This is a genomic window from Companilactobacillus zhachilii, from assembly GCF_003606365.2.
In the GTDB taxonomy this organism is placed as follows: domain Bacteria; phylum Bacillota; class Bacilli; order Lactobacillales; family Lactobacillaceae; genus Companilactobacillus; species Companilactobacillus zhachilii.
Map to the genome: position 1 here is coordinate 33391 of NZ_CP031933.2, position 18112 is coordinate 51502.

The following is an 18112-nucleotide window of genomic DNA, read 5'->3' on the forward strand; positions in this document are numbered from 1 at the left end:
AATTTCTGTCTATTTATTTAAGTAATGAAATGTGGTAGGTTACTAATATGGAAATTTATTTACTATAATATAATTGTTTTAAAATAAGATTGAATATATTCTATTAATATAGAATTTAAATGCATCTACGGGGGTGGAGTTCTTGGATAGCTTTACTGACTTATTTTTATCAAAATCAGAAATTGAAAAAATTCAACTATTTAACAAGATTAAATTAATCAGAACAAATCAATTGGCTAGTGCCGACTTGATCGGAACTTATCGTAATCGGGATATTCAAGTTAAGGATATTAATCTACGCAAGGCTGCTTATCAAATGAATAAGAGCTACGGTAGTGTTTACAATACATTCTTAGGAATCCAAGATGATTTCAAGAGAATTTTAAATAAGGAAGAATATAGTACAGAAGAGATGTTCAGCGTAACACGTGATGCTTATCATGCTTTTTTGACGACCAATTCTGATGGCTACTTATTCTTGGACGCCATAGTTAAGGATAAAGAGAGCTCATTTAAGCATTTCTACGAAACGTTGGAAAGTAGTAAGGCAACAGTTTTACGTCACTTAAAGCCAATGAGGGGCTATTTAAAACGTTTTGGTGTAAGGATTGCATATGAACCAATGCGTTTTGTTGGTGATGAGGAATCAATTCGTTTGGCTATCGCAGCATTATATTGGAATGCTACTAGGGGATACGTATGGCCATTTGAAGATTTCACGCAAAAGGTAGCTTTCAAAGTTGTAGATATTGCTTTGGATAAATATCGTTTGAAGCCAACTAATCACATTACTAAGATGTTTTACGCCTATGTGGTTATGGCTCACTTGTACCGAATTATTGATGGCAACCACGTTCAAAATATGGATGCTTTGAATGTTATCAATTATCCATTCCCTAACATTTTTGAAAGTGCCGGCTCAATGCTTGAAGGGGACACTGGTAGTAAGAAAGTACGTGAATTGAAGCGTGCTATTAAAGAAGATGTTAGCTATGAGGAGCAAATGTTCCAATCAGCTGATTTCTATATCCTATTGATGTGTGTTCCTGCAACGTTTGAAGTTTCAGCTGATTACTTACAATCTGTTTCAAAGCAATTGGTTAGATACAATCCACTATTTGCTAACTTCATTGATGACTTTTTGGAACTTATTCCAATTGATGTCGAGCAAACAATTTCTGATATGGCTTTGTCACATTCAGAGTTCTTAAGATATAAATATAATTTGACGACATGTATTATCGGTGTACTTGCACTTGATCACAATTATATCGAAATTTTGAATTTATATTCAGGTTTCGGTGACGCTATCAGCAAGTTGAATGATGAAGGTTTGGAAAGCAAGATTTATTCAACTGTTCAACATTTGATGTTGCGTGACAAGTATCAATCACTTACAGGAAAATCAAAACAAATTTCAGAAGCTATTTATGCGATTGCTTATCGTTTCTTCTCACTTTATAACAAGAATATCCAAGTTAAAGTTTACTTAGAGCTTGAATCATTCTTCTTAGTTTATTCAGATTTAGCAGTGACATTACAATCACTACCATATGCTAAGATCGTCAGTGATCCTAAAGAGGCTGATATTGTTGTAACTGCCAATAGTGCTAACCCTCCAGAGGAAAATATGAAAGACGATGTCTGCATTTATCGTTGGATGTATAACGGGGTCGATGGCCAAATGGGTGGCTTATTGAACTTGATTTACAAAATTTGGACAGAAGAAAAAGTTAGTGAAAATCCAAATCTTTAATGAAAAGTGTTGCAACTATTTTCAGAATATATTATGATACACATTGTGCGATGAGTCGAGAGTCGTCGAATTTGGACGACACTTATGATGGTAGGATATCGAGCACTACTCACCGGATTGTGAGGGATATCTATAGGAAACTGATGTGAACAGGGACCTATTTGCTCATCTGAGTACTACCAACTAAAACCATGGTTGATTTATGCCATGGTTTTTTTATTGAAAAAAATACATAGAAGAGGTGAAAAGGATGCGCGCTCAAAGACTTTGGTTACTAATTTTGAACATCACATTTAACTTGGTGATGGGATTTATTTTGCCGGTGAATACAATTTTTATTCACAAAAATTTACATGAATCACTAGTGACAGCTGGATTTACGCTAATGGTTTACTCCGCCTTTATGATGATCGGTAATGCTTTAGGAGGAGTAATGTTTGATCGTTTTTCAAAGCGAGGAACGTTATATATTGGTTATGGAATCTCCATTATTTCATTACTAGGTATGTCATTTCATCATGTTTGGCCGACATATGCGATCATGTTGTTCATTTTGGGGTTCGGAATGGGACTAGTTTATACGGCAGTTAATGCTTATACAGCTTTCATTGCGGAACAAATGTCAGGAAATAGTCGAGTAATATTTAATAATATGTACTTAGCTGCTAATATCGGAATTGCCATTGGTTCGACGGCTGTTGGTTTTATTTTTAAGTGGAGTATCTTTTTCACTTTCTTCATTCCAATGATGCTATTTATAATTAGTGCCGTAATTTTATTATTTAAAGCTAATTTATTGGATCATGTTAATGAAACAGAAGATGAAACTACTCATCATTATGTAAGTAGTGATACAGCCGATCCTAAAATTGAAATTGGTGCCAATCGTTTCATGCTAAATATGATTGTCATCTGTGCTTCAATCTTTATCGTATGGCTGGGCTATTCACAATGGGATAGTAATTTGTCAGCTTACATGTTGAATCAAGGTTATTCAACTCGAGAATATGGTTTAGTTTTCACTATTAACGCTGCTTCATTGTTAATTATTCAACCAGTTATGAATCGTGTTGTTTCAAGAATTTTCAAGTTATTGAAGTATCAAATTTTCCTAGGAACTATTATTATGGGATTATCATTCTTGATTTTGCCAGGTGCTAAGTCATACTTAGCTTATGTAATTAGTATGTTAGTTTTGACTATCGGTGAATCAATGGTTTTCCCAACGATTCCAGCTTTGTTAAGTAAGATGTCAACTAACAAGAATCGTGGGACTTTCCAAAGTTTTTACAGTATTTTTGGTTCATTAGGACGTGCCATTGGACCATATGCTGGTAGTTTGATTGTTACTGCCTTGTCATTCTCTAGTTTGTTTGTAGGAATTACAATTTCAATGATTATTGTGGCTGTAGCAATGGTAGGTGTTAAAGAATTAGCATAAGTGAGGTAATATCATGATAATTATTTTGTTGATATTGTTATTACTAGTCGTTCTAATTCTGAACGCCTTTTTTTTATACGTTCAAAAAAGAGGCTCAAAGGCATTAGGTTCAGAAGCTCCGAAGGTAAAAATGGATGAGGGACTAGTAGAGGCAACAGAAGAATTCGTAAAAAAAGCTAAGCAAGAGTGGAATATTCAATCACGTAAAACAGGTAATCAATTGTATGGTTGGTTTACTGACAATGACGATGATGTAACAGTTATTATGGTGCATGGCTTTGGCGTCGATCATAATTCGTTAAATGTACACGCTCAGCTCTTTGATAAATTAGGTTGCAATGTCTTGCAGATTGACAATCAGGCCGCGGGTAAAAGTGAAGGTAAGTACCTAGGTTGGGGCTACTTAGAAAGTCTCGATTTATTGGATTGGATAAAAAAGCTGTCATCTGAACGACCAAATGATAAAATTATTTTATTTGGTGCTTCAATGGGAGCAGCTACGGTCATGCTAACTTCACAGTATGAACTGCCGAAAAATGTTAAACTGATAATTGAAGATTCTGGCTATACTAGTGCAGCCGATATTTTAAGTTATCATTGTCAAAAACGTTATCATATTAAAGGTAAGTTATTGATTGGTGGTATCTCGTTGATGTCCAAACTACGCGCTGGTTTTTCTTATCGACAGACAGATTGTCGGCAGGCTTTATTGAAGAATAAGTTGCCGATGATGTTTATGCATGGTAAGAATGATTTTACTGTGCCAATCGAAATGCAAGACGAGTTATCCACATGTGGACAATTCGAAAAAAGAACCTATAAAAGCCTTGGTGTTCACATTCGGAGCTACTACGTTGATTCGAAAAACTACCAACAGGCTGTGGAAAACTTTTTAGAAAAATACCTTTAGGAGAGACTTATGAAAATTAAAATTGCTGATTTTATGGAGAAAGTTCAAGCAGGAGAATTCAACCAAACTAGTTTAGAGATTAGTAAGGATGATTTACTTCAAGCAGATCTTTGGTCGATCAATAAAGCCAAAGAACAAATTGAAAAGGACACTGCCGATAATATACTGTCACAAGTTATGATTCATGTTGCTGATTCCGAGTTTGAAATCAATTTTTATTTAGAAACTGGCGTAATTAATTTACCTTTTGCTGATGCTAAGAAAGTTACTCATTTCTTCGATGATGATGCTGAAGTTGATACCAAAATTTATCTTTCAACTGCTTGCGATTATTTGAATGCATCTAAATTTCATATTGATTTAATTTCAGAAAATGTCCTCAAAAATGATGAAATTAAACACACAATGGATATAATGAAAGAGAACTATGAAACTTCGGTAGAAAATTTCTCTAACAAAGATGAAGAGAAAAAAGAGGAAAAATAATGAATTCAATGCTACTGCTCCTAATAATGGGTGTTGGAGCTGGAGTTCTTGGTGCAATCTTGGGAATTGGTGGCGGAATGATTATCACTCCGGTGCTAACTATCATGATGGGATTAGATATCAAGTATGCGATCGGTGCTAGTATCATCTCAGTTATTGCGACAAGTTCTGGCTCAACTATTGCTTATTTAAAAGACGATATGTTAAACCTGCGTGTCGCAATGTTCTTGGAAATTGCAACAACCGTTGGTGCGATTATGGGTGCCCTGTTGGTAGGGATGTTCTCAAGTAATTTCTTATATGTCTTATTCGGGTTCTTTTTGCTATATTCTTCATATAACATGATTCGCAAATTCTTCGATAAAAAGGGAGAAAACGTTTATACGGAAACGGGCGAAATCGTTGAAAAGTTTAAACTTGCTAGTACTTATTATGACAAGGCTGATAAAAAGCAAATTGACTATTCAATGAAAAATGTTCCTGGTGGATTTGTAATGATGTGGGCTGCTGGTCTAGCTAGTGGTTTGCTTGGTATCGGTAGTGGTGCTTTTAAAGTTATTGCCATGGATACAATTATGAAAATGCCTTTGAAGCCATCAAGTGCGACAAGTAATTTGATGATGGGTGTTACTGCTGCTGCTAGTGCGACGGTTTACTTCTTCAATGGGTCAATTCGTCCCGATATTGCTGCACCATTGGCAATCGGTGTTTTAGTAGGGGCTACGATCGGTGCTCGTTTGATGCAAGTTTTGAAGCCAAAAGTTATTCGTATGATCTTTATCCCAATTATTCTCTACATGGGAATTCAAATGGCACTTAAAGGATTTGGGGTGAATATCTAATGCAATCACATGAAGAGACACGAAAAGTTGAATTAATTATCGGTCAGATTTTACGTATCGGCGTTATAACGTCGGCTATTGTGATTTTGATTGGTATGGGCTTGTACTTCATGAATGGAGCAGGCTATCCTACCGTTGTGAGAAATGGTCATACAATTGTTGATTTCCCACAAAGATTCTCAACCATTTTTGCAGGTGTTTTTGCAGGTAAGTCATATGCCGTTATAATGTTAGGCGTTTTCTTACTTATTTTGACACCGGTATTGCGAGTTGTTGTTTCAATTTATGCTTTTTATAAAGAACACGATACTTTGTATGTTGTTATTACATCGATTGTTTTAGTTATTTTGATGTTCGCGATGTATATGGGTTATCGTAGTTAAAAATTAATGTGAGTAAAAAGGCGTTACACAATTTCTTTTTTGTGTAACGCCTTTTTTAAATATTAGGAAGTGTATCTAATAAAATCCATTGAATTTTTCCTTGGTAATTGCCTTCTACATTACCATTTTCCATTGATAACAAGATACCACTATTCGAGGTCCAAGAATCAGTGATATTTTTGGTTTGCGGTTCTTCGATATCTTTAGTATGTGTAGCTACACTAGTAGCATTGTTAAGAATGTTGTGGTCCTTGCCTTGCACATCGCGATAAATCAAGTTCCCTTTAAGTGGAGTTTGAAGATCCTCAGTTAGTATTAAATCGGATGCTTTAGCTTGGACGGTCCAGTTGCTACCTTTTTCACGGCTATCGATTACATCAACTTGCCAATCGCCTAATCTAGGGATGATTTGATTGCCAAATGAGCCGTTAGTCGATTTGAAGGCCACTTTATCTTGAATATATCCAAAAGTTAATAGACCACCAACGTTAATGTTTCTGGAAATGGTATTACTTGTGTTGCCATAACTATCGGTTACGTAAAAAGATAATGTATTAACTTTATTTAGTTGATCAGCATTGAAATTCAGATTGAAATTTCCACTTGAATCAACAATTTTTCCTAAGTTAGTAGTTGAGCCATTCAATGTTTGATAAACATTCATTGTGGTATAACTTGGTGTTGTGCCGCTTCCCACATAGGTAACTTTTCCGGGGACGGTCGTACTTTCATGTGGTTTTAAAGTAATCGGATTAGGCGATGAACTTTCCAAACTCAATTTGCGAGCTCTAATTTTGAAAGCTTGTGTATCGGCGCCGGTAATTAAATTATCACCTTCAAAGGATGAATGAACGGAAGGAACTGTCAGTTGAGTTGGAGCTTTTGCAATTGTGTGACCTTTTAATTCAATTTGAGCATTACGACTATCAGAATCTAAACCTTCGGGGAGTAAATATTCTAATTGATTATCTTTGACGTTTTCAAAAACTTCAGCCGGGATAGGACGAGGATTTTTGTCATTAGGTGAATCTGGGTAGGTGATAGTCCCACTGGTAAATGTAACGTTGTCAGGGACCTTCATTAAAGCATTGATTCCGTCCCAAGTTCTGGTCCAGCCCTTGTAATTTAGCGAGTAAGTATATCTAATATCGGCATTAGGATCAACGAGTGTATTGCTGTTGGTAATTTGTGTACCACCTTGCGAGTCGTCATAAACAGCGGACTTTGCTTCAGCATCAACGAAGGAAGGGATGGATTCAAAGACCACTAGGTTATTTTGATAATTTTTACCAGTTGATCCAGTGAAGCCCCAGTATAATTTTTTGTTTGTACTTGTTATACCTAATTGGGTTAAATCAATAGGGTATGATGCTTTAGCTTGAGGTGTCAAAGGAGCCCCAGTTGTAGGATTTTTGTCATTATAGGCATATGATAGAGTCCCGTTGAAATCATCTATGGGGGTCCAGTTAATAGTTATATGATGCCATTTACTGTCGACCAAATTTGTTGGTGGACTGTTATAAGTTGAAAATATATTTGGTTGAAGATGGTTCATAGTGAAATATTGTCGGCCGTAATTACCTGTTCCATTTTTATATATAGTTGAATTTGCTGGATAATTTGCTGCAATATGTTGGTCAGAACGTTGAAGATTAGGGTCAATATTACTGTCGAAGGAATTACCTTCTCCGGTGATATTGCTTGTTTCAAAGTTGGTGAAAGTATCAAATTCTAAAGCCCAACTTTTTTGAATCGCAGTTCTTGATAATTGTTCTGGTTTGTCATTTTTAGTTTGCCAGTCCGCTCCCCAAACACCTAGAGATTGTCCATTAACAGGAATACCATCAGCAGAAAGAGCAATCGAATCGCCACCGTTAGGATCATTATGAAGAACGAATGCCATACCATCGGCAGGGGTTACACCACTAATTCGACCAAAATAAATCCACATGGATGCGGTCTGTTCATGTGTCGTATCAAAGTAGTTATCGTTAGCCATATTTCCCCAAACAGCCCCAGTTTGCCAAGTAGCATTGGTCATCTGAATGACACTAGTATTGGGGCTATCGGGGTTAGTTGATTGAGTTATTTTGGCATTATTAATGCGGCTGGCATTTTGAATAACGGTACTATTACTGTTATTTCCAAGGTTAGTACCATTGGCTACTCGATTTTGATAAGCTTTGGCAAAATCAGCCACAGTAAAATCGTCATCTCGCCAGGCTAGTCCCTTGGGAGTAGTTGACAAAGCATTCTGAAAATCAGTATTAGCATCAGCAGCATTGATGATTGTAGTGGGATAATTAATAATTAGTAAAAATATCCCGAAACAAGTAAGTGTTATTTTTTTGAAAGCGTTTAATTTAAACATGATATATCCCCTCGAATGCACAAATTCCCTTTACAGAGCAAAGTGTATCAAAAATATACATTATGTACACGTAAGATAAGTTTAAATTCCATTGTATTTTTATATAAATAATATAATAAATAAATGTAATTATTAATAACAATGGTTATGGAGATATATTTATTTAATTATCAAATTGTGCAAAATAGAATAATTTACAATTTAGTTTAAAAAGCATAAAATACAAGGTAAATATGGCTTTAGAGGAGGATTAAGATGGATATAGATACTAGTCAACCGCTTCCTTTGGATGATCACTTATGTTTTTCGCTTTATGCAACATCACGTGCGATTCAAAAGTTATATTACGATGGTTTGAGTGCGAATGGGATTACCTATCCACAATACTTAGTTCTTGTTTCGCTGTACCAATATAAGCAACTATCTGTTAAAAAATTAGGTGAATTATTGTCTCTAGATTCAGGAACCTTGACACCACTATTGAAGCGAATGGAACATGAAAATCTCGTGATTCGTAAACGTAGTAAAGATGACGAACGAGTTGTTAATATTTATTTGACTGAAACGGGTGTTCAAAAGCGTGAGGCAGTTAAAGATTTACCTAGAACTTTGGTTGGTAAAAGTGGTTTCACTAAAGAAGAGTGGGACAGTTTAGAGAACCTTTCGAAAAAATTATTCAATAATATAACTAAAGATTAGAAGACTAAAAGGAGTTTGGGCAAAACGATTATTGTCTTTAAACATGCAGCATAAACGTGGAACAAAACATAGCTTTTTCCGCTTAAAACAAAAGGCACCAGCAATCCAAAATCGGATTACTGGTGCCTTTTGCCTTAATGCTCGAAAGCTGAACATGTTTTGTTCTACTCTCTTATTTAAGTTTTTTAACTTTACTGAATAGTGAATTATCATCAGATGTCTTATTATCACCAGTCCGGCCGATATCATAATCGGAATCCTTCATAGCTTCAACCTTTCCCATCAAATAACCGTTACCAACTTGGGAGAAGAAATCATGATTACTTGTTCCGGTTGAAATACCGTTCATAACGATAGGATTAACATCTTCTGCGTTACCATCAGGGAATAGAGGTTCTTGACCAAGGTTCATTAGAGCTTTGTTAGCGTTATAACGGAGGAAGACGAGAACTTCATCGACCCAACCAACTTCTTTATACAATTCACGCGTGTATTTTTCTTCATTATCGTAAAGAGTATAAAGCAAATCGTACATCCAGTCTTTTAATTCGGCTTTCTTATCATCAGGGAGTTCATTAAAACCTAATTGGAATTTATAACCAATGTAAGTTCCGTGAACTGATTCATCACGAATGATCAATTTAATGATTTCCGCAACGTTGGCTAGCTTGTTGTTACCAAGATAGTAAAGCGGAGTATAGAAACCTGAATAAAATAGAAAACTTTCTAGGAAGACACTAGCCACTTTCTTTTGTAGAGGTTCACCATTTTGATAAATATCATTGATAAACTTGGCTTTCTTTTGAAGATACTCGTTGTGGTCTGTCCAATCAAAGATTTCTTCAATTTCTTCAGCGGTATTAAGGGTACTGAAAATTGAGGAGTAACTCTTGGCATGGACGGATTCCATGAATTCAATATTGTTAAAAACGGCTGTTTCAGCTTGAGTTCTAGTATCTTTCAACATTGCTTGAATACCATCTTGAGATTGCAAAGTATCAAGTAGTGTCAATCCACCAAAGACGTGACCAACGACTGTTTGTTCAGCAGGACTAAGAGTTCTCCAGTCGTCTAAATCATTTGAAAGAGGAATTCTTGTATCCAACCAAAATTGTGAAGTTAGTTTTTCCCAAGTTTCTTTGTCAATTTGGTCTTCCAATTTATTCCAATTCATTGATTTGTAATATGTATCAACCATTATAAAAATTTCCTCCTAGATTGAGCAGCTTTCACATTCATTACTACCGATTTCGTCATTATTTTCAGTAAATGTTCTGACGTAGTATAGTGATTTAATGCCCTTATAATAAGCGTAATTACGTAAAATACTTAGGTCACGGGTTGTTTGTGTCGTGTCGTCAGCGGCTTTCCAATCGTAAATTCCGGCTGGAATCTCTGAACGCATGAAGAGTGTCAAACTCATACCTTGATCGATATGTTCTTGAGCCGAAGCATAAGTATCGATAACTTTACGCATATCGGTGTCGTATGCTGATTTGTAATACTTAATTGTATCGTTACTCAAAAATGGAGCTGGGAAGTATAACTTACCATTCTTCTTTTCTTGGCGTTCTTCAACAAGACGCGTTACGGGTTGCAAACTGGCACTAGTATTGTTGATGTAAGAAATTGAGCCAGTAGGTGCAACGGCTAAGCGATAGGCGTTATACAATCCATCACGCATAACATTTTGTTTAAGCTTGTCCCAGTCAGCTTGTTCCGGAATGAAGATATCCTTGAATAGGTCTTTAACTAGGGCAGACTTAGGAGCATAACTGTTGGTTACATATTTATCGAAGTATGATCCGTCAGCGTATTTAGATTTATCAAAATCGTGGAAAGTTTCTTGACGTTCTTTGGCAATCTCATTACTTTCAACCAGTGTCCAGTAATTAAGTAGCATAAAGTAGACGTTGATGAATTCAATGGCTTCTGGAGAACCATATTCAAGGTGATGACATGCTAAATAGGTATGTAGTCCCATAGCGCCTAAACCGATCGAATGGCTCATCTTGTTACCATGAGCAACTGGAGGAACGGCAGTAATATTGGAAGCATCACTGACAAATGACAATGCACGTGTCATCGAACGGATAGACTTACCAAAATCAGGACTTTGCATCATATTTAAGATGTTTGTTGAGCCAAGGTTACAACTGATGTCAGTTCCTAATTTAGTATATTCTTGAGCATCATTTAGTTCGGAAGGTACTTGTACTTGTTGAATTTCAGTACACAAATTACTCATGATGATTTTACCATCGATGGGATTTTCACGATTGACAGTATCGATATTTAAGACGTAAGGATAACCAGACTCTTGTTGCAACTTACTGATTTCATCTTCTAGATCACGTGCTTGAATCTTATATTTCTTAATACGGTCATCATTGACCATCTTGTCATAGTCTTTAGTAATGTCGACGTATGAGAATGGTTTGCCGTATACTTTTTCAACTGAATAAGGGCTAAATAAATACATAGGTTCGTTTTTACGAACTAATTCGTAATATTTATCAGGTACGATTACGCCAAGTGATAAAGTCTTAACACGGACTTTTTCATCGGCATTTTCCTTTTTGGCTGAAAGAAAATCGATAATATCAGGATGGAAGACATTCAAATAAACGGCTCCAGCACCTTGGCGTTGGCCTAATTGGTTACTATAACTAAAACTATCTTCAAGTAACTTCATAACGGGTAAGACACCAGATGAAGAATTGTCGACACCTTTAATAGGTGAACCTGATTCACGTAAGTTTGAAAGTGTAATACCAACACCACCACCGATACGTGATAGTTGTAAAGCACTGTTGATTGTTCGACCAATACTATTCATATCATCAGTAACTTGAAGTAGGAAACAAGAAACATATTCACCGCGACGTTTTCTACCTGCATTTAAAAATGATGGTGTAGCGGGTTGGTAACGTTGTGAAATCATTTCAGTAGCCAAAGATTTAGCTAAATCTTGGTCGCCATGAGCAAATAAAAGGGCATTAAAAAGAATTCTCATCTCGTAATTTTCGAGATAAAGATCGCCGTCATTAGTGTGTAAGGCGTATTGGTTATAAAATTTATAAGCGGCCATGAATGATTGAAATTGGAAATGTTGATCCAACAAATAGTTATATAAACTTTCAATGAATTCAAGTGAATATTCATCGACAACTGATTTTTCAATGTAATCATGTTCAACTAGGTAGTCAATATGGTCTGCGAAGGAAGCAAATTTTTTCATATTTGGTTCGACATTCTCAGAGAAAAAGGCTGTAACGGCTTCTTTGTCCTTATTTAAAGGAATTTTGTCGTTTACGGGGATGTTGATTTCGTTATTTAATTTAAAATAACTAATTTTGTCTGCATCAAGGTTATTTAATCCCAATTTCATTCACTACTTTCTTAAAGTTTTCGACATCTTTTTGTGTACCGTTGAATTCAAATTGAAAAACAACGGGTACATTTAATCCAGCGGCGATATCTTTAGCCGTATGATTATAAAGAGTATTAAAGTTCCGATTGCCACCGCCAGCGACACCAACACAGTTTTTGGCATTGTCTTCATACTGAAGAAAGTCGATGACAGAGTCCATCATATCGTCGTCATAAGCTGGGACAATAAGAATAAATGGCCGACCCATTTGATAAAACGGATCGGCGTCGGTAATTTCATATCCATCTATTCCGAGCTTATTAACAAAACGCTTTGTTTGACCTGTAATTGAATAATAAGCTATTTCTTTCATACTAATCCACGAGTTCCTTTAAGCTATCTGGACGAAAGCCGACGATTGGGTCCATAGCTGAATTCATGACAACAGGAACACTTTGGAAACCTTGTTGTTTAAGAGTGGCTAAGTATTGTGGTTGTTGATTGATATTTCTTTCTTCAAAAGGAACGTTGTGTTCTTTAAGATATCTCTTTGTCATTTTGCATTGCATGCAGTTATTTTTGCTATATACGATTACGTTATTCATGTTATTACTTCCTCTCAAGTGCTATTCTCAATTAGTATAATCATTTAAATAATGAAACACAATATATTGTGTCCACTGTAACGATTAACACACGATATAGCGTGGTTATGTCGCCATTATAAAAAGCTCGCAAACGTATGTACCCACACATTTTTGACCGTTTTGCAGCTCAATTTCAAATAATTTTTCGATTCGTGGTAAAATTAAGAGTAATAACCATTATAGAGTTATGAAGCATTTAAGACAATTAATTTAGTTGGGAGAAAACTATGAATTCTTGGAATTTTGTGGGAATTATAGCGTGGATCATTGTTATTGCGCTATTGATCTTTGTAGTATTTAATATTAGAAATCGTCATTTAAAAATTTTAGTAGTTAAAAAGGGTAAAATTACTGGGGCAACAATTTTGATTGACCTGGTGGAGATTTTAGTCGTTATTTTGGCTGTGAGTGGTCTGTTATATACAAGTTTATTTACCAAAGTCGATTTAACCGATAAAAATGAAGTAGCAGTTTCATATAAATACGATCCAATGATTGTCCAAACAACTAATGATGGACAAGGTTATTACGTAAAGATAGATAAAAAAGAATCTAATACCGCCACAGATGTTTATCAATATTGGATCAATAATTCAACTTACACAGTATCTAGTCGTAATGCAACGATTTCAGATGCGACATTACCTTTCACTGTCTCTGGCTTACATTTGAATTGGCCAATGAAGAAAATTAAGAAGTTAGATGCGAAGTATCAAGATGCGTACGTAATTACGGTACAAGCTAAGTACAAGAATAATTTCATCAATGGATTAGGATTAAAAGCTAATCGCTATGCAATGGAATATCGAGTATTGAGAGTTCCAGCACGTTCATTTATTAATGTTGAAAAATAGGGATTTTATTAAGTATTAACGTTGAAACTGCTGTTAGTTTCAATAACATAGCCGAAGGGTGAGAAAGAAGAGTTTGGGACAAAACATAGCTTTTTTTGCTTAAAACAAATGGCGCCAGCAATCCAAAATCGGATTACTGGCGCCATTTGCCTTAATGTTCGAAAGAGGAACATGTTTTGTCCCACTCTCGTATCGAATTAATTATTTAGCTTTTTTGATTTTCTTGATGCTAACAACAATCTTATTGTTCAATTCCATCTTATTGGAATTATCCTTAGGATCATTTTTAACAATTTCCATCAAAGCTGAGTGTTCGTAAATCTTCTCAACTTTACCTTGGAATGGGTAATCCATATCTTCATCAACGGAGCAATCGTAAACAGTACCAACCTTCAAGTATTCTATTTTCATATGTAAATTCTCCTCGGATTAATTAATTAACAGACTAGTATAATAATATAGTAGAAGAAATATTTCAAACATAGGAGTCCTATAATGGATAAAAAAATTATTGTTATCACTGGAGCAAGTGGAACTGGGAAAACAACAATTAGCAAATATTTGCAAGATACTTATCATATACCGAGTGTTATAACTCACACTACTAGATTACCACGTGTGGGCGAAAAAGACGGTATTGACTATCATTTTGAGACAAAAGAAAGCTTTTTAAAGAATCATTACCTAGAAAAAGTTGAATATAGTGGTAACTGGTATGGATCGTCAGAAGAAAGTTTAAATGAAACTTGGAAAAAAGTTGACGCCGCAAGTATTGTTGTCGACACCAAAGGAGCCGCTTCTTATAAAGAAAAGTATGGCAATCAGGCAGTTGTCATTTTTCTAGAAGTCGATTTGGATACAGTTCGTCAAAGATTGGCTGATCGTGGGGATGATATTAGTCGTTTAAAGGCTCGAATCAGTAGTGATGAATTCAATCGCGACCTTAATATTCCGGCAGAATTAAGGGGCAAATGCTATAAAATTACTAATAAAAACATCGAAGTAACGGAAGAAAACGTTAACAAAATACTAAAAAGCGAAAATATCAAGTAAAACGATATTTCACAAAGAAGCTCTAACCATTGGTAATCCTGTGGTTAGAGCTTCTTTAATTTGTGAATGTCAAAGTGTAACATTCTTATACAATTGCTGTAACAATTCTGCAATATTCAGAGAGTATTATAGTCATCGTTGAGTGATAAGAAATTAATAATTAAGAAAATTTAAAAAATAAAAAACAAACCATTACGGGGGATTTCAATTTTGAATACTAACGTTAAAAAGAGTCTTATTTCATTTACAGCTGCTGCAGCATTGGCAGTTACAGGTTTAGGTTTATCAAACGCTTCTACAACAAAGGCTGCTTCAGAAGTTTTAACTAACGCACCTTCTGCTGTACGTACAAAGGTAATGTCAGCACTTTACACAACACCATCATCAAACGGCAAGAGTTCTGGTCGTGCATTGGCAGCAAATAGTGCTTGGGCTGTTGGTCAAGCTGTTAAAGATGATCAAGGTAACACATGGTATCTTGTAGGTGCTAACGAATGGGTTAACGCTAACGATGTTACAGATATGGCTGCAGTTACAGAATCAGCTGCAACAGACGATAAGTCATCTTCAGAAAAAGTTGTTAACACTGCTAAACAATATTTAGGCACACCATATGTATGGGGTGGTAAGACACCTTCAGGTTTCGACTGCTCAGGTTTCACATCATACGTATATCAAGAAGCAACTGGTAAGAGCATTGGTTCATACACAGTAGCTCAAGAAGGTGCCGGAACACAAGAAGCTGTTTCTCAAGCATCAGCCGGAGACCTATTATTCTGGGGTAGCAAAGGTTCAACTTACCACGTAGGTATCTACTTAGGTAACAACCAATACATCGCTGCACCACAACCAGGCGAATCAGTTAAGATTTCAACAATCTCAGGTTACTTCATGCCTTCATTCGCTGTTAAGGTTCTATAATAAGCATTCAAAATTAAAATCATTCACGTACAAGACTGTCCGGTTGGGCGGTCTTTTTTTGTCTTAAAATTTTGTAGTTCAGTATTATGAAGTTATTTTGACTGAAATTAATCCTTATATGAGTAACTTATAAGTTAAATGATATTTATTATTGATAATTATATAGAATGGCCTTGGACACAAGTTTCGTATGATAGACTGGAAATGGTACTAAATTATACGAAGGGGAGTTAATTATGAAGAAAAGCTTAGCAATCATTGCTCTTTCTGCAGCGATGATTTTAACCAATGCCAATGTAGTAGAGGCTTCCAATAATATACAAGGGGATGCGGATACGACTGTTAAAAGCAGTAAGGTTTACACAAAGTTACCTGATTATAATGGTAAAGACGTGGTGATAATCGAAAATGATTCGCATTCGAATATTAAACCAATTGCTCTATATGAAATGCAAAATGGTAAATTAGTCAAAACGGGCGACAAAGTTAAACAATTTGGTAATCATTACATGCTATTTTGGAAGGCTGATCCTGTAAAAATAAACGGGAAAACATGTTGGCAAATAGGTGATAATTTATATCTTAAGTCATCACGAGTTTCTCAAATAAACCTTCAAAAAACACAAGCAGTAGGTCAAGAAATTCAAAATTTTGGAAATTCTTCAGATGATAATTCAACTGAAAATACAGATACAATTAAGGTAACTAATGTTGATGGTGAAGATGTTCCAGTAATGTCACTACAAAAAGACGGATCATTTGATTTGAATAGTGAGAAAACATTATCTAACAATTCAACTTGGCATTCTGATAAAGTAAGAAAATATAAAGGTGAAGTGTATTGTCGTATTGCAACTAATGAATGGGTCAATGCAACTAATTATGTAGTAAAAAATTAATTAGAATAACGAAATTATTTATAATAGAAAAGGAAATCTCAATTAGAGGTTTTCTTTTTTTATGGCTAATATAATAGCAATATACTGATACATTAGCTGGAGGGGTTCGAAAGAATGCCAGCAGTGATAGTGGTGTTAGGGCTTTAGTCCTTACACCACGGACGTATTTTGAGATTCACGGGGTGTGTGAAGCTCAAAATCGAGGTTCGAGCCCCTCCGGCGGCCCTCAAAAAAATTCACCAATTCTTCATAATTTGATATAAATTTATTCGTATTTAAAAGTTATTATTTAAGCATAGTCAAAGAGAGGAAGAGGTGAATGAATGGAAAGATAAAGCTTCAAAATAGAGATAACCCTTTAAAAGATAACTATTGAAAACAATGAATTAAAAATAACCCCTTAAAACATATATACAATTAAAAATTTAATCCCCTAATAAATAAACTTAAACTTCAGATATCTCCCCCCTATATAGATAAAGAAGTTAAATCAAAGATGACTATTCCCCCGTAGTTAATCTTCAAAAGAAAGAAGTTGATATTTATCCTACTATTAAATATCATGACAGCCTGCTTATTAGCGGGCTTTTTTTTTGCTCAAATTTGATAGAATAAGGACAGAGGTAAAATAATGCAAAATATAATTGATGTCATCTATAATAAACTGCCACAAATGTCAGTAACCGATAAGAAAATAGCGCAAGTTGTTCTGCAACAGCCCAAAGATGTTGTGGATTATACGATTTCCCAATTGGCACAAACAGCGGCTGTAAGTGAGGCATCTGTATCTCGTTTTTGTAAAAATTTAAATATCGATGGATTTCATCAATTAAAGACGCGTTTAGCACAAGTATCTGAAAATGAGAATGTGACAGTAACAATTGACGATGACGTTCAACAAGTATTAAAGAATATTACTGATAATAAAAATATTGAGATCAGTAATACTTTGAAAAACTTAGATACAAAAAAACTTAATCAAGTCCTTGCTTTGATTAAAAAGGCACGATTAATTCAGATAGTTGCAGAAGGTAACACTTATCCAGTCGCCATTGATGCTGTTTATAAGTTCAATCAAATTGGATTATTAGCTATGAGCGATGCAGCGTTTGAAACTTCATTGGCACAGACTTTGAATATGAACCAACAAGATATTTTGATAATAATTTCTAATTCAGGTGAGTCTAAATCATTGATGAAACAGCTTCAAGTAGCTCATAGTCAAAATATTCAGGTGATAGCTATTACTAATCGTGAAGATTCACCCATTGCTCAAAAAGCTGATTTCCATTTGAAGACTTATGTCCGTGAACAAATTTTTCAATCTGAGTATTATTTCTCAAGAATTGCGGCATCAACAATGATTGAAGCCATATTCTTATTACTGATTGGTCAAGATAAAGCGACTCTGAATAAAATCGCACATCATGAAGAATTGATTTCTGATCGTAAACTTTAGTATCCTGCTTGACAGGGT

The 18112-nt window shown here is 35.2% G+C and carries 18 protein-coding genes; 12 read left to right on the forward strand and 6 right to left on the reverse strand.

The genetic code is table 11. The features are described 5' to 3' along the window. Positions 1-133 precede the first annotated feature (133 nt). From D1B17_RS00130 to D1B17_RS00155, 6 genes are all read left to right on the forward strand, one after another. A complete protein-coding gene (locus D1B17_RS00130) occupies positions 134-1756 on the forward strand; it encodes a helix-turn-helix domain-containing protein (protein WP_240704418.1) in 1623 nt (540 codons plus the stop codon). A 250-nt stretch (positions 1757-2006) separates the two neighbouring features. Then, a complete protein-coding gene (locus tag D1B17_RS00135; RefSeq protein WP_120144106.1) occupies positions 2007-3197 on the forward strand; it encodes an MFS transporter in 1191 nt (396 codons plus the stop codon). Positions 3198-3210: 13 nt separating this feature from the next. Then, positions 3211-4107 carry an alpha/beta hydrolase gene (locus D1B17_RS00140; RefSeq protein WP_120144105.1) on the forward strand — a complete coding sequence of 299 codons (897 nt, stop codon included), beginning with the start codon at positions 3211-3213 and terminating at the stop codon, positions 4105-4107. Between the two features lie 9 nt (positions 4108-4116). Further along, the gene (locus D1B17_RS00145) at positions 4117-4593 is read left to right on the forward strand and encodes a hypothetical protein (RefSeq protein WP_120144104.1); all 477 of its coding nucleotides are present in this window, start codon (positions 4117-4119) and stop codon (positions 4591-4593) included. Beyond that, positions 4593-5435: a sulfite exporter TauE/SafE family protein gene (locus D1B17_RS00150; protein WP_120144103.1), complete on the forward strand. Its 843-nt coding sequence runs from the start codon at positions 4593-4595 to the stop codon at positions 5433-5435. Before D1B17_RS00145 ends, D1B17_RS00150 begins: the two co-directional genes overlap by 1 nt. Next, the gene (locus D1B17_RS00155; protein ID WP_120144101.1) at positions 5435-5818 is read left to right on the forward strand and encodes a DUF1634 domain-containing protein; all 384 of its coding nucleotides are present in this window, start codon (positions 5435-5437) and stop codon (positions 5816-5818) included. The genes D1B17_RS00150 and D1B17_RS00155 overlap by 1 nt, the downstream gene beginning before the upstream one ends. Before the next feature lie 55 nt (positions 5819-5873). Here D1B17_RS00155 and D1B17_RS00160 read toward each other — a convergent pair whose 3' ends face one another. Continuing rightward, positions 5874-8189: a lectin-like domain-containing protein gene (locus D1B17_RS00160; RefSeq protein WP_120144098.1), complete on the reverse strand. Its 2316-nt coding sequence runs from the start codon at positions 8187-8189 to the stop codon at positions 5874-5876. Between the two features lie 255 nt (positions 8190-8444). Between D1B17_RS00160 and D1B17_RS00165 the strand changes: the two genes are divergently transcribed. Beyond that, positions 8445-8888 (forward strand): MarR family winged helix-turn-helix transcriptional regulator, encoded by a 444-nt coding sequence (locus tag D1B17_RS00165; protein WP_120144095.1) that lies wholly within the window; start codon positions 8445-8447, stop codon positions 8886-8888. Positions 8889-9060: 172 nt separating this feature from the next. Here the strand turns inward: D1B17_RS00165 and nrdF are convergent, their stop codons facing one another. The 4 genes from nrdF to nrdH are packed head-to-tail and all read right to left on the reverse strand — an operon-like array spanning position 9061 to position 12866. After that, a complete protein-coding gene (gene nrdF, locus D1B17_RS00170; protein ID WP_120144091.1) occupies positions 9061-10086 on the reverse strand; it encodes a class 1b ribonucleoside-diphosphate reductase subunit beta in 1026 nt (341 codons plus the stop codon). A 15-nt stretch (positions 10087-10101) separates the two neighbouring features. Continuing rightward, positions 10102-12279: a class 1b ribonucleoside-diphosphate reductase subunit alpha gene (gene nrdE, locus D1B17_RS00175; protein ID WP_120144088.1), complete on the reverse strand. Its 2178-nt coding sequence runs from the start codon at positions 12277-12279 to the stop codon at positions 10102-10104. Beyond that, positions 12260-12634: a class Ib ribonucleoside-diphosphate reductase assembly flavoprotein NrdI gene (nrdI, locus tag D1B17_RS00180; protein ID WP_057891684.1), complete on the reverse strand. Its 375-nt coding sequence runs from the start codon at positions 12632-12634 to the stop codon at positions 12260-12262. Before nrdI ends, nrdE begins: the two co-directional genes overlap by 20 nt. Position 12635: 1 nt before the next feature. Beyond that, positions 12636-12866, reverse strand: a complete 231-nt coding sequence (gene nrdH / locus D1B17_RS00185; protein WP_120144085.1) for a glutaredoxin-like protein NrdH — start codon at positions 12864-12866, stop codon at positions 12636-12638. 269 nt (positions 12867-13135) lie between these two features. On the opposite strand from nrdH, the gene D1B17_RS00190 reads away from it, so the two are divergent. Then, the gene (locus D1B17_RS00190; protein ID WP_120144083.1) at positions 13136-13762 is read left to right on the forward strand and encodes an LVIS_2131 family protein; all 627 of its coding nucleotides are present in this window, start codon (positions 13136-13138) and stop codon (positions 13760-13762) included. Between the two features lie 201 nt (positions 13763-13963). Here D1B17_RS00190 and D1B17_RS00195 read toward each other — a convergent pair whose 3' ends face one another. Next, positions 13964-14173, reverse strand: coding sequence for a DUF2187 domain-containing protein (locus D1B17_RS00195; protein ID WP_120144081.1), 210 nt, complete (start codon positions 14171-14173; stop codon positions 13964-13966). 84 nt (positions 14174-14257) lie between these two features. Between D1B17_RS00195 and D1B17_RS00200 the strand changes: the two genes are divergently transcribed. From D1B17_RS00200 to D1B17_RS00215, 4 genes are all read left to right on the forward strand, one after another. Beyond that, positions 14258-14815: a guanylate kinase gene (locus D1B17_RS00200; protein ID WP_120144079.1), complete on the forward strand. Its 558-nt coding sequence runs from the start codon at positions 14258-14260 to the stop codon at positions 14813-14815. A 210-nt stretch (positions 14816-15025) separates the two neighbouring features. Further along, entirely contained in the window at positions 15026-15736 is a 711-nt protein-coding gene (locus tag D1B17_RS00205) for a C40 family peptidase (RefSeq protein ID WP_205880148.1), read from the forward strand. A gap of 236 nt (positions 15737-15972) precedes the next feature. Beyond that, positions 15973-16635, forward strand: coding sequence for an SLAP domain-containing protein (locus D1B17_RS00210; protein ID WP_120144076.1), 663 nt, complete (start codon positions 15973-15975; stop codon positions 16633-16635). Between the two features lie 631 nt (positions 16636-17266). Continuing rightward, positions 17267-18094 (forward strand): MurR/RpiR family transcriptional regulator, encoded by an 828-nt coding sequence (locus D1B17_RS00215; protein ID WP_120144074.1) that lies wholly within the window; start codon positions 17267-17269, stop codon positions 18092-18094. Positions 18095-18112 lie beyond the last annotated feature (18 nt).

What these genes read in the sequence shown, in the direction of transcription:
- nrdI (WP_057891684.1), bottom strand. Translation starts at nt 12,634, where the DNA reads ATGAAAGAAATAGCTTATTATTCAATTACAGGTCAAACAAAGCGTTTT.
- D1B17_RS00155 (WP_120144101.1), top strand. Translation starts at nt 5,435, where the DNA reads ATGCAATCACATGAAGAGACACGAAAAGTTGAATTAATTATCGGTCAG.
- nrdH (WP_120144085.1), bottom strand. Translation starts at nt 12,866, where the DNA reads ATGAATAACGTAATCGTATATAGCAAAAATAACTGCATGCAATGCAAA.
- D1B17_RS00200 (WP_120144079.1), top strand. Translation starts at nt 14,258, where the DNA reads ATGGATAAAAAAATTATTGTTATCACTGGAGCAAGTGGAACTGGGAAA.
- D1B17_RS00145 (WP_120144104.1), top strand. Translation starts at nt 4,117, where the DNA reads ATGAAAATTAAAATTGCTGATTTTATGGAGAAAGTTCAAGCAGGAGAA.
- D1B17_RS00150 (WP_120144103.1), top strand. Translation starts at nt 4,593, where the DNA reads ATGAATTCAATGCTACTGCTCCTAATAATGGGTGTTGGAGCTGGAGTT.
- D1B17_RS00195 (WP_120144081.1), bottom strand. Translation starts at nt 14,173, where the DNA reads ATGAAAATAGAATACTTGAAGGTTGGTACTGTTTACGATTGCTCCGTT.
- D1B17_RS00140 (WP_120144105.1), top strand. Translation starts at nt 3,211, where the DNA reads ATGATAATTATTTTGTTGATATTGTTATTACTAGTCGTTCTAATTCTG.
- D1B17_RS00135 (WP_120144106.1), top strand. Translation starts at nt 2,007, where the DNA reads ATGCGCGCTCAAAGACTTTGGTTACTAATTTTGAACATCACATTTAAC.
- nrdF (WP_120144091.1), bottom strand. Translation starts at nt 10,086, where the DNA reads ATGGTTGATACATATTACAAATCAATGAATTGGAATAAATTGGAAGAC.
- D1B17_RS00190 (WP_120144083.1), top strand. Translation starts at nt 13,136, where the DNA reads ATGAATTCTTGGAATTTTGTGGGAATTATAGCGTGGATCATTGTTATT.
- D1B17_RS00160 (WP_120144098.1), bottom strand. Translation starts at nt 8,189, where the DNA reads ATGTTTAAATTAAACGCTTTCAAAAAAATAACACTTACTTGTTTCGGG.
- D1B17_RS00210 (WP_120144076.1), top strand. Translation starts at nt 15,973, where the DNA reads ATGAAGAAAAGCTTAGCAATCATTGCTCTTTCTGCAGCGATGATTTTA.
- nrdE (WP_120144088.1), bottom strand. Translation starts at nt 12,279, where the DNA reads ATGAAATTGGGATTAAATAACCTTGATGCAGACAAAATTAGTTATTTT.
- D1B17_RS00165 (WP_120144095.1), top strand. Translation starts at nt 8,445, where the DNA reads ATGGATATAGATACTAGTCAACCGCTTCCTTTGGATGATCACTTATGT.
- D1B17_RS00215 (WP_120144074.1), top strand. Translation starts at nt 17,267, where the DNA reads ATGCAAAATATAATTGATGTCATCTATAATAAACTGCCACAAATGTCA.